The organism is Pseudomonas sp. RAC1 (assembly GCF_030658255.1).
In the GTDB taxonomy this organism is placed as follows: domain Bacteria; phylum Pseudomonadota; class Gammaproteobacteria; order Pseudomonadales; family Pseudomonadaceae; genus Aquipseudomonas; species Aquipseudomonas boreofloridensis.
In genome coordinates, this window is the sequence record NZ_JAUTXS020000033.1 from 24,764 (window position 1) to 36,243 (window position 11,480).

11 protein-coding genes are annotated in these 11,480 nt (G+C 62.7%); 7 read left to right on the plus strand and 4 right to left on the minus strand.

Annotation, left to right across the window (positions count from 1 at the left end):
• Positions 1-9 precede the first annotated feature (9 nt).
• A complete protein-coding gene (locus Q7C30_RS13175; protein WP_317871755.1) occupies positions 10-1,386 on the minus strand; it encodes an amino acid permease in 1,377 nt (458 codons plus the stop codon).
• 379 nt (positions 1,387-1,765) lie between these two features.
• On the opposite strand from Q7C30_RS13175, the gene hcnA reads away from it, so the two are divergent.
• The 4 genes from hcnA (at position 1,766) to cfaB (ending at position 6,056) form a co-directional block, all read left to right on the plus strand.
• Positions 1,766-2,080, plus strand: a complete 315-nt coding sequence (hcnA, locus tag Q7C30_RS13180; protein ID WP_029612206.1) for a cyanide-forming glycine dehydrogenase subunit HcnA — start codon at positions 1,766-1,768, stop codon at positions 2,078-2,080.
• A complete protein-coding gene (gene hcnB, locus Q7C30_RS13185) occupies positions 2,077-3,471 on the plus strand; it encodes a cyanide-forming glycine dehydrogenase subunit HcnB (protein ID WP_317871756.1) in 1,395 nt (464 codons plus the stop codon). The genes hcnA and hcnB overlap by 4 nt, the downstream gene beginning before the upstream one ends.
• Positions 3,472-3,473: 2 nt before the next feature.
• On the plus strand, positions 3,474-4,724 hold the full coding sequence (gene hcnC / locus Q7C30_RS13190) for a cyanide-forming glycine dehydrogenase subunit HcnC (RefSeq protein WP_039582368.1): 1,251 nt from the start codon (positions 3,474-3,476) through the stop codon (positions 4,722-4,724).
• Between the two features lie 147 nt (positions 4,725-4,871).
• On the plus strand, positions 4,872-6,056 hold the full coding sequence (cfaB, locus tag Q7C30_RS13195) for a C17 cyclopropane fatty acid synthase CfaB (protein WP_317871757.1): 1,185 nt from the start codon (positions 4,872-4,874) through the stop codon (positions 6,054-6,056).
• Positions 6,057-6,099: 43 nt separating this feature from the next.
• On the opposite strand, the gene cls is transcribed toward cfaB, so the two are convergent.
• On the minus strand, positions 6,100-7,539 hold the full coding sequence (cls, locus tag Q7C30_RS13200; RefSeq protein ID WP_039582372.1) for a cardiolipin synthase: 1,440 nt from the start codon (positions 7,537-7,539) through the stop codon (positions 6,100-6,102).
• Positions 7,540-7,668: 129 nt separating this feature from the next.
• Here cls and Q7C30_RS13205 point away from each other — a divergent pair, with 129 nt between their 5' ends.
• A complete protein-coding gene (locus Q7C30_RS13205; RefSeq protein WP_029612211.1) occupies positions 7,669-8,199 on the plus strand; it encodes a DUF3617 domain-containing protein in 531 nt (176 codons plus the stop codon).
• A gap of 4 nt (positions 8,200-8,203) precedes the next feature.
• Here the strand turns inward: Q7C30_RS13205 and folE2 are convergent, their stop codons facing one another.
• Entirely contained in the window at positions 8,204-9,091 is an 888-nt protein-coding gene (folE2, locus tag Q7C30_RS13210; RefSeq protein ID WP_317871758.1) for a GTP cyclohydrolase FolE2, read from the minus strand.
• Between the two features lie 25 nt (positions 9,092-9,116).
• Complete coding sequence (locus tag Q7C30_RS13215; RefSeq protein WP_029612214.1) at positions 9,117-9,500, minus strand: hypothetical protein; 384 nt, start codon at positions 9,498-9,500, stop codon at positions 9,117-9,119.
• 112 nt (positions 9,501-9,612) lie between these two features.
• Here Q7C30_RS13215 and zigA point away from each other — a divergent pair, with 112 nt between their 5' ends.
• Positions 9,613-10,821 (plus strand): zinc metallochaperone GTPase ZigA, encoded by a 1,209-nt coding sequence (gene zigA, locus Q7C30_RS13220; RefSeq protein ID WP_317871759.1) that lies wholly within the window; start codon positions 9,613-9,615, stop codon positions 10,819-10,821.
• Positions 10,818-11,450, plus strand: a complete 633-nt coding sequence (locus Q7C30_RS13225; protein ID WP_317871797.1) for a DUF1826 domain-containing protein — start codon at positions 10,818-10,820, stop codon at positions 11,448-11,450. Before zigA ends, Q7C30_RS13225 begins: the two co-directional genes overlap by 4 nt.
• Positions 11,451-11,480: the final 30 nt, after the last annotated feature.

The following is an 11,480-nucleotide window of genomic DNA, read 5'->3' on the forward strand; positions in this document are numbered from 1 at the left end:
CTTTCTCCGTTATTCGCGGACCATCCCGCGCATCTGTTCGCCCCGCCGCCTGCGCACCAGGAAGTACGCCGCCACGATCACCACCAAGGTGGCCAGCACCAGCCACGACTGCAAGCGCGTGGCCGGCTCCAGTGCTTGGGTCGCCAGCACCGCGACCAGCGCCAGGAAGGCCACGGCGTTGCTCACCGGGAAGCCCCAGGCCCTGAAGTACGACGCATCCACCACCTCGTGGCGGGTCTGCCAGCGCATCGCCAGGTGGGCGAAGATGATGAAGATCCAGACGAAGATGATGAATGCGCCGGTGCTCCTGGCCAGGGTCAGGAAGATGTCGCCGCCGCTGAGGAAATGCACCGTCAGGATGCTCACGCACACGCTGAAGGCCAGTGCCAGGGCATTGATCGGCACGCCCTTGGCGTTGGTCCGCGCGAACAGTGCCGGGGCGTGGCCGCGCTGGCTGAGGGAGAACAGCATGCGTGAGTTGGAGAACATGAACGAGTTCATCACCGACATGAACGAGACGAACAGCACCAGCTTCATCGCCACGGCCGCGCCTTTGAAGCCGGCGAGGGTGAACAGGGCCACGTAGGGCGAGGCGAGGTTGGCCTTGTCGACCCAGGGCAGGCACAGCACCAGAATCGACACCGAACCGACATAGAACAGCATCACTCGCACGATCACGCTCTTGATCGCACGGATCACGTTACGCCGCGGGTTCTCCGACTCGCCAGCGGCCACGGCGGCGATTTCGCTGCCGCCCAAGGAAAAGATCGCCACGAGCACCCCGGCCATCACCGGCGACAGGCCATTGGGCATGAAGCCGCCATGCTCGGTGAGATTGACCAGGCCCGGAGCCGGGATGTTTTCCTGCCAGCCCAGCAGAATCGAGGCGCCGAGCAACATGAAAATGAGAATGGTGATGACCTTCAGCGCGGCCAGCCAGTATTCCACTTCAGCGAATGAGCGTACCGAGTAGGCGTTGCTGGCGATGAGTGTCACCAGCATGATGAAGGCACCGACCCAGATCGGCAGCCAGGGCATGAAGTCGTTGAGGATCGCGCCCAGCAGGACCGCCTCCAAGGTGATGGTGACCATCGACTTGAGCCAGTACAGCCAGCCGACCGTGAAGCCCGCCCAGTCGCCTAGGTAGGTGTTGGCGTAGGTGGAAAAAGAGCCGGCATCGGGATTGCGTGAGGCCATTTCGCCGAGCATGAACATCACCAGGGTGACGATGAGGCCACCGATGATGTAGGAGAGGATCGCGGCCGGGCCTGCCAAGGCGATCAAGCTGCCAGAGCCGACGAACAGGCCCGCGCCGATGACGCCGCCCAGCGCGATCATGGTGATGTGCCGCTGCTTGAGGCTTTGCTTCAATCCGCTGTCTTGCATGTCCAGGTGTCTCTTATTATTGGAAGGAACGGGCACTGGTACAGCGCGTAAGGCGCTGCGGTCCGCCTGCACAGGGCGGGGCCATCGAGCGGGGCCTGGGTCTGGCGCTGCGCCTGCCAAGGACTTCCCGATCTGTAACCTTGGGCAAAACGACGCCAGGGCTCAAACGAATTCTGCGCACAACATCCTGCGGTTTTTTCCTGAGGCCCGATGCGAGGGGCTCAAACTGACGGCGTAAAAGGCATACAAAGTGCCAGTATCCCGCTCGTCGGCGCGCAGCTTCCTAGGAAATTTCCTTCAATTCCTACGGCGCAGATCAATGTGTCGTTCCCTATGAGTGTCGTAACGTCCTGTGCTTTTCAAAACAAGGACGACGCTCATGCAAGCGATGGAACGGATACTCGACATACAACCCATCACCCAGGCCGATATCACCCTGCAGCTCAACGGTCAGCCGGTGCAGGCAGCAGCCGGTGAAACCGTGCTCAGCGTGCTCAACGCGGTGGGGCTGCGCCCAGTGGCGCTCAATGACCATGGTCAGCGCAGCGGCGCCTTCTGCGGCATGGGGGTGTGCCATTGCTGTCTGGTCGCCATTGATGGCCGCGCCAAGCGTCGCGCGTGTCAGACCGTGGTGCGCGAAGGCATGCGCGTCGAGACCGAGGTCAATGCCATTGCCGCGCAGGTGCAACCATGAGCCTGCGTCCGGTGATCGTCGGCGGCGGTTCGGCGGGGATGGCGGCGGCCATCGAATTGGCCGAGCAGGGTGTGGATTGTCTGCTGTTCGATGAAGCCTCGCGCCCCGGTGGGGTGGTCTATCGCGGTCCGCTGCGGGCCGGTGTCGACCTGGGTTATCTCGGCGCGCGCTATGGCAAGGCCCTGCAGCGACTGCACGAGCAATTCGCGGCCAACGCCCGGCACATCGACGTGCGCTTGAACAGCCGTGTGGTCGGTGGCGACAGCGAGCGGCTGATGGTGCTCGATGCCGACGAGCAACTGCATGAAATCGACTACGCCCAGTTGCTGCTGGCGGCCGGTTGTCACGAGCGCAATGTGCCGTTCCCTGGCTGGACCCTGCCCGGGGTCATGCTGCTCGGCGGGTTGCAGTTGCAGATCAAGAGCAATGTGGTCAAACCCTTGGGCAGCACCCTGATCGCCGGCACCGGACCGCTGCTACCGCTGGTGGCCTGTCAGTTGCACGCCGCTGGGGCCAAGGTCGCCGGTGTCTACGAGGCCTGTGCCTTCAATCGCATTGCCAAGGAAAGTCTGGCGCTGATGAACAAGCCCCAGTTGTTCCTCGACGGCCTGAGCATGCTGGCCTACATGAAACTCAACGGTATCCCCATGCACTACGGCTGGGGTGTGGTTGGCGCTCGCGGTGACGCTGAACTGAGCGAGGTCAGCGTGGCGCCCTATGGCCAGGACTGGAAACCAGACCTGAGCCGTGTGCAGCGCGAGTCGGTACAGACCCTCGCCGTGGGCTACGGCTTCATCCCGCGCACCCAACTCAGCCAGCAACTGGGGCTTGCGCACGGCTTCAGCGAAGACGGCTATCTGCGCGCCGAGTGCAACGTCTGGCAGCAGAGCAGCGAGGCGCACATCCACCTGGCGGGTGACATGGCCGGTATTCGTGGCGGTGAAGCCGCAATGCTGACCGGACGTATTGCAGCGGTCTCGATCCTGCAGCAACGCGGCGTGCTGGATGCCGCGCAGGCCATCGAGCGGCGTGAGCGCTACCTGGGCAAACTGGCGGCGATCAAGCGCTTCCGCTATGGCGTCGAGCGCTACACCCGTAGGGGCGCGGCGCAGATCGAGCTGGCTGCACCGGATACGGTGATCTGCCGCTGCGAGCACGTCACCCGCAGCGACATCGACCTGGCGCTGGAGCAGGGCGTGCAGGACATGGCCAGCCTGAAGATGCGCACCCGGGTGAGCATGGGCGACTGCCAGGGCCGTATGTGCGTGGGTTATTGCAGCGATCGCCTGCGCGCCGACACCGGGCGCGCCGACGTGGGGTGGTTGCGGCCACGCTTCCCGGTGGACCCGATTCCGTTTTCCGCATTCCTGCACCTGGGCACGGAGGCCTGAACATGAACAAGACCTATGACATCGTGATTGCCGGTGGCGGCGTGATCGGCGCCTCCTGCGCCTACCAGTTGTCCAAGCGCAAGGGCTTGAAGATCGCCCTGATCGACAGCAAGCGCCCCGGCAATGCGACCCGCGCCTCGGCGGGCGGGCTTTGGGCCATCGGCGAATCCGTGGGCCTGGGCTGCGGGGTGATCTTCTTTCGCATGATGTCCTCGCGCAACAAGCGCGAGGCCCACGGCGCGGCGGTGGCGGTGGATTCGAGCACGCCTCACATCCTGCCGCAGTGCTTTTTCGACCTGGCGCTGCAATCGAACGCGCTGTATCCACAGCTGCACCAGGAGTTGATCGAGCGCCACGGCATGGACTTCAAGTTCGAACGCACGGGCCTTAAGTACATCATTCAGGACGATGAAGACCAGTTGTATGCCGAGCACATCGTGTCGCACATTCCGCACCTGGCCGATCAAGTCCGCTGGCTGGATCGCGCGGCCCTGCGCGAGCGTGAGCCGGCGGTGAGTCACGCGGCCAGTGGGGCGCTGGAGTTTCTCTGCGATCACCAGGTCAGCCCGTTCCGGCTGGGTGATGCGTTCCTGGAGGCGGCCCGGCAGAACGGTGTCGACCTGTACCTGAACACCAATGTCACCGGCGTGCTGCATGAGCAGGCGCGGATCAAGGGCGTGCGCACGGCCGAGGCCGGCGTCTTCCATTGCCATACCCTGCTCAATGCAGCGGGCTCCTGGGCCGGAGAACTGAGCGAGTGGGCCACCGGCACCTCGATTCCGGTGAAACCGGTGAAAGGTCAGATCGTCCTGACCGAACGCCTGCCCAAGCTGCTAGATGGTTGCCTGACCACCAGCGACTGCTACATGGCGCAGAAAGACAACGGTGAGGTGTTGATCGGCAGCACCACCGAGGACAAGGGCTTCGATGTGCGCACCACCTTCCCGGAAATCGCCGGGCTGGTGCAAGGCGCAGTGCGCTGCGTGCCGGAGCTGGCGCAGGTGAGTCTCAAGCGCACCTGGGCGGGACTGCGCCCGGGGTCGCCAGACGAGCTGCCGATTCTCGGACCCGTGGAGGATATGCCGGGCTACTTCAATGCCTGTGGACATTTCCGCACCGGCATCCTGACGTCGGCGATCACCGGGGTACTGCTGGATAAGGTCATCAACGACGAAGAAACGCCGCTGGATCTGACCCCATTCCTCGCTTCGCGCTTCGGCACAGCTGTGGATAAGAACTGGGCGGTGGTGTAGACCCGACGATTGATCCGCGATGGCGCCTGACACCTTCGCGGATCGACCCTTCCCACAGCTGCGCGAGGAAAGTTCCTACGGATGAGCTACCCTGAATCGATGGGGTTCGAATCTGTGTACGGCGTCCTAACGTGAAGGGGGTCTTTCATGCTTGCGCAACTTCCGCCAGCCTTGCAGAGCCTGCGCTTGCCTCTGCGTCTTAAGCTCTGGGACGGCAATGAGTTCGACCTGGGGCCCAGTCCCCAGGTCACCATCCTGGTCAAGGAGCCGCAGTTGATCTCGCAGCTCACCCATCCGAGCATGGACGAACTGGGCACTGCGTTCGTCGAGGGCAAGCTGGAGCTCGAAGGCGACATCGGCGAAGTCATCCGCGTGTGCGACGAGCTCAGCGAGGCCTTGCTCCACGACGAAACCGACGTCAACCCCGTGCGCACCGCGCACGACAAGGACACCGACGCCGAAGCCATTTCCTACCACTACGACCTGTCCAATGCGTTCTATCAGCTGTGGCTCGACCCGGACATGGTGTACTCCTGCGCCTACTTCAAGGAACCGGACAACACCCTGGCCCAGGCGCAGCAGGACAAGTTCGATCACCTGTGCCGCAAGCTGCGATTGCAGGCTGGCGACTACCTGCTGGATGTGGGGTGCGGCTGGGGCGGGCTGGCGCGCTTCGCCGCCCGTGAGTATGGGGCCAAGGTGTTCGGTATCACGCTCAGCAAAGAGCAGCTCGCCTTGGGACGTCAGCGGGTCGAAGACGAGGGGCTGGCCGACAAGGTCGATTTGCAGATCCTCGACTACCGCGATCTGCCCCAGGATGGTCGCTTCGACAAGGCGGTGAGTGTCGGCATGTTCGAGCACGTGGGTCATGCCAATCTCGAGCTGTACTGTCAGCGGCTGTTCGGGGCCGTGCGCGAGGGTGGCCTGGTGATGAACCACGGCATCACGGCCAAGCATGTGGACGGCCGCCCGGTCGGACGCGGGGCAGGGGAGTTCATCGATCGTTACGTTTTCCCCCATGGCGAACTGCCCCACATTTCAATGATTACGGCGCGTATCTGCGAAGCGGGACTTGAAGTCGTGGATGTGGAGAGCCTGCGCCTGCACTACGCCAAGACCCTCAATCACTGGAGCGAGAACCTGGAGAATCAGCTGCACCGCGCGGCAGCGCTGGTGCCGGAGAAGACGCTGCGAATCTGGCGCCTGTACCTGGCCGGATGTGCTTACGCCTTCACCAAGGGCTGGATCAACCTGCATCAGATTCTCGCGGTCAAGCCCTACGCGGACGGTCACCATGACCTGCCGTGGACGCGCGAAGATCTCTATCGTTGAGCCCGTGCGGGCCGCCTCGGCGGGGCGGCCCGTCAGGTTCGCGTTACAGGATGGGTGAGATCAGTCGGGCGATGCGCATGCCCAATTGCTGTAGGCGGTGGGTATCGCGGATGTCCTCGGCGGTGACCTCCCGCGACTGCTCGAAATCACGCAGCAGCATGGCCTCCACCTGATCGGCGAATGCACGGTCGATGGTCAGCAAGGTGATCTCGAAATTCAGCCTGAACGAGCGGTTGTCCATGTTGGCGCTGCCGACGGCGCTGACGTCGTCATCCACCAGAATCACCTTCTGGTGCACGAAACCGGGTTGATAGCGGAATATCCTCACCCCGGCACGCACTGCCTCGAAGGCGAACAGGCTGGAGGCCGCGTAGACGATGCGATGGTCTGGTCGGCTGGGAATCAGGATGCGCACATCCACACCGCGCAGCACCGCCAGGCGCAGCGCAGCCACCACCGCTTCGTCGGGCACGAAGTAGGGGCTGGTGATCCAGATGCGTCGAGTGGCTGACTGAATGGCCTCGACGAAGAACAGTTGGCAGGTCTCCTGCGGGTCGGCGGGTCCGGTGGCGAGTACCTGACACAGCACGCCGTCTTCGGGATAGGCATCGGGCAGGATCAGTGGCGGCAACTCACGGGTGGCCCAGTACCAGTCCTCGGCGAACGACTCCTGCAGGCACGCCAGCACCGGTCCGCTGACCTGGACATGGGTGTCTCGCCAGGGGGACAGACGCGGGTGTGCACCCACGTACTCGTCGCCGACGTTGTGCCCACCCAGAAATCCGACCAACCCATCCACCACCACGATCTTGCGGTGATTGCGGAAGTTGACCTGGAAGCGGTTGAACCAGCCGCGCTTCGAAGAGAAGGCCTGGATCTGTACCCCACCTTCTCGCAGCACTTGGCTGTAACGCGAGGGCAGGGCATGGCTGCCCACCTGATCGAACAGCACATAGATCTTCACGCCTTCGGCAGCCTTGCGCAGCAGCAGTTGTTGCAAGCGCTGGCCGAGGGCGTCGTCGTGGATGATGAAGAACTGCACCAGCACCGTATCGCTGGCCCGTTCGATGGCGGCAAAGATCGCCTCGAAGGTGGCCGTGCCATTGATCAGCAGTTTCACCTCGTTATTGGCCAGGCACGGCATGCGGCCCAGCTTGGGCATCGCTCGCAACGCCACATAGCTCACCGACTCGCGCGCGGCCAGGGCCTCTTCGACCCAAGGCCGCCAGTTGAGGTTGGCCATCGCCACGTGCATCTCCTGGTTGGCTTGGCGACGCGCCTGGATATAGGCATAGAAGGAGCGCGCGCCAAACACCAGATAGGGGATGAGGGTCAGGTAGGGGATGAACAGCAGCGACATGGCCCAGGCGATGGCGCCTTGCGCCGTGCGCACGGTGAACACCGCATGCAGTGCGGCACCGATGCCGAGCAGGTGGATCAGGCCGAGCAGGTAACCGAAGAAATAAGGGCTGTGGTAGTCCATACGCATCCTGCATTCCAAGAGCACTGTTGCTAACAGACCATGTTCATCAGTGTAGGTGCAACCCGCAGGGGTAAAACGCGTCTAAGCCTCTGTCCGGCCTGGGGCCGGTATCTCGAGGAGTACTGATCCATGAAGATTCGTCTGCCACTGATCGCCCTGGCTTTTGGCCTGGGCAGCCCGCTGCTGGCGCACGCGCAGATGCTGCAACCCGGTCTGTGGGAGCTGACCACCAGCGACATGCAGGTCGATGGCAAACAGCTACCGGACATGCAGTTCATGTTGGGCCAATTGAAGAATCTGCCACCTGAGCAGCGCGCGATGATGGAGGGCGCCCTGGCCAAGCAGGGCATCAGCGTAGGCGGCAAGGGTGTGCGTGCCTGTTTGACACCTGAGCAGGTGGCGACCAACGACATCCCTTTGCAAGACCCGCAATCGGGTTGCACGCAGAAGATCACCGACCGGCAGGGCAACGTCTGGAAGTTCCAGTTCACCTGTCCCAAGGCGCAGGGTTCAGGCCAGGCCACTTTCCTCAGTGACCGCGAGTTCACCACCAAGGTCAGCGGTACCTTCAACGCGTCCGGTGTTCAGCAGCAGGGCAGCATGAACACCCGTGCGGTCTGGCAGGGAAAAGACTGCGGCAACGTGCGTCCGCGTAGCTGAAGGTTCACCACTGCCAGCGGCTTTCAGCTACTGCATCGTGGGCGTGCAGACTTTCTGCATGTTCCACGCGCAGGTCGAAGCCGCTGCACCATGCCAATCCGCGTAGCGCGTGATGAATACGTCGCGCCGCGTCTTCGCAGAACATCAGGTTTTGCCCGTTTGCCAACGCGAAGGCTTGTTCGTCGGCGCGTTTCACCGCCGTTTGTACAGCCGTGCCCAGTGCGTTTTCTACGGCATCGATCAGCGCTTCGACCGGCAGGGTTTGTAGTGTGTCCTGCAGGCGTACTCTCACGGCTGCCTGGCTGCGCTGGCTATGCGGTGTCGCGACGATTCCCGCAGTGCTTCCCAGCCATTGCAGGACCGCTTGGATATCTGCTGGCTGATTGGCGAAGTCGTTGAGGAACTGCTGCTGAATCAACTGTCGAGCCAGGGCTGCCGAGCAGGGGCAGGTCGAGGAATAAGGGATCTCAACGTATTGTTCCACGTGGAACATCTCGTTTTCGATCCTCGCGTCGAGGATGACGGGGTAGCGCTTCCATCCCTCCAGTGGACTGATCAGCGCAGGACGCTTGAGCATGCAGTCGAACTTCAGACGCACATAGGCCGACGATGACAGGCCGTCATGGGTGTCGAGAAAATGGGCCAGCAATTGGCGCAAAGCCAGAGGCGTCAGTTCAGTGTGCTCCAGCGCCTCCAAGGCCAGGTACAGGCGCGACATATGAATGCCGCGTGACTTCCCATCGTCCAGGCTTACACCGGCATCGGCCCAGGCGCTCAAGGTGCGGCCGCCCAGTTGCACCGGCAAAGCGATGCCGCGCATGCCGACCCAGTCCAAGGGCTGCAGCGTCGGGCTGGTTTGTGCGGCGATGTCGGGAAGCGTCAGGCTGGTCATCGAGATATCCCATGAAAAAAGAGGCTTAGCGGCAGCCGCCGATCAAGCTGCAGTGCAGGTTGAAGCGTTGTCCGCTGGAGCTGGAAACACGGTTCAGGGTGGTCCAGCCAACGCGACGGCTGTAGCCCACCCAGGCTTCGCCGTCGCTGGCGAGACCGGTGAAGAAGGTCATCTGCCCATAACGGCTGTTGGTCTGGGCCCAGAGTCGACGAGTGACGCTGTCGTAACCGCGCAGATGAAAATCGCTGCCGTCGGTGCGCACGCTGTAGTAACTGCCCTTGCTGTCTTCGCATGCCAGAAGTGTGGCGCTGCGAGTGCATACGGCCAGACCGCTGTGCGCAATCGCGGCATGCAGCGGGGTAGATACCGCGAATGTCAGTACCCATACGGCGAGCTTCGAGCGGTTCATGGTCATCCTCAACGGCAGCCGTTCGACAGGCGCGGCTTGGCGAAATTGTATTGTTATATTATAACGTTGTGCAATGCATCGTTTCGAATGCGCACCGCCGATGAGGTTCATCATGTCCGACCGTCTTCCCGTCACCGTGCTGTCCGGCTTCCTGGGGGCCGGCAAGAGCACGCTGCTCAATCATGTCCTGCGCAATCGCGACAACCTGCGAGTCGCGGTCATCGTCAACGACATGAGCGAGATCAACATCGATGCCAGCGAGGTCCAGCGTAACGTCAGCCTCAATCGCGCCGAGGAAAAACTCGTCGAGATGAGCAATGGTTGCATCTGTTGCACCCTGCGCGAAGACCTGCTGGAGGAAGTCGCCCGCTTGGCCGACGAAGGGCGTTTCGATTACCTGCTGATCGAGTCCACCGGCATCTCCGAGCCGTTGCCGGTGGCCGAGACCTTCACCTTCCGCGACGAGCAAGGTCGCAGCCTGTCCGATATGGCCCGGCTGGACACCATGGTCACGGTGGTCGATGGTCTGAACTTTCTGCGTGACTATCAGGCTGCCGACAGCCTGGCCAGCCGGGGCGAAACCCTGGGCGAGGAAGACGAACGTTCGATCAGCGATTTGTTGATCGAGCAGATCGAGTTCGCCGATGTGCTGCTGCTGAGCAAGATCGACTTGATCAGTCAGGCGGACCGTGACGAGCTCACCGCGATTCTGCGCAGCCTCAATGCGCGGGCGCAGATCGTACCGATGGTCATGGGTGAGGTGCCGCTGTCGCGCATCCTCGACACCGGTCTGTTCGACTTCGACCAAGCCGCACAGGCACCGGGGTGGCTTCAGGAGCTGCGCGGGGAGCACGTGCCCGAGACCGAGGAATACGGTATCGCCGCGACCACCTGGCAAGCGCGCAAACCGTTTCATCCACAGCGCTTTTTCGACTTTATCCACAACACGTGGAGCAATGGGCGGCTGCTGCGCTCCAAAGGATTCTTCTGGCTGGCCAGCAAGTACCAAGAAGCCGGCAGTTGGTCGCAGGCCGGCGGCATGATGCGCCATGGCTTGGCGGGTCGTTGGTGGCGCTTCGTGCCACGCGAGCAATGGCCTCAGGACGAAGACAATCGCCAGGCGATCCTCAAGCAGTGGACCGTGGAGACCGGTGACTGCCGCCAAGAGCTGGTCTTCATCGGACAGAACATCGACTTCGCCCGGTTATCCACAGAACTCGAGGCGTGCCTGTTGACGGATGATGAGATGGCGCAAGGGCCGATGGCCTGGCTGCGCCTGCCCGATCCCTTCGGCCCATGGTACGAAGAGGCGGCTGCCTGATGTTGGCGCTCAGGGCTGTGGATATCTGCCAGATGCAGGGCGAGTCTCCTCAGGTCATGACCGAGATCCTTCGCGATAACGTCAATCTCGCGGTCTGGCAGCGCCGTTTACCGGTACAGGTCGAGGACTTCGCCGAGTTGGTTACCCATCTGGATCAGCCCATGTCCGATGAGCGGGTGATCGAGGTGAGTGAGCAGCAACCGCCGAGGCTGACCGGGCTGCTGCGCGAAGCGGCGGATCTAGAGGGGTACGAAGGGTTCGTCGCCGATGTGACCTGGCTGGTGGAGGCCTTCACCTGCCTGCTTGGCGCCCGCCGGGTAGGGCTCAGGCTGCGAGTGCTCGACGGTGCGATGTGCCCGCGTTTTCATGTCGATCACGTGCCGCTGCGCTTGCTCACCACCTATGCGGGGATGGGCAGTGAATGGCTGGCGGAAGGGCACATCGACCGCAGCCGTTTGCAGGTGGCGCAGCCGCCTGTGGATAACATCCAGCGCTTGGCGACGGGTGAGGTGGCGCTGCTCAAGGGCGAGAAATGGGTGGGTAACGAAGGGGCGGGTTTGATTCACCGCTCGCCCGCCACGCCCAGAGGCGAGAAACGATTGTTGTTGAGTCTGGACTGGCTGGGCTGACAGGCGGGTGCGAGCCATCGGTTCGCCGCC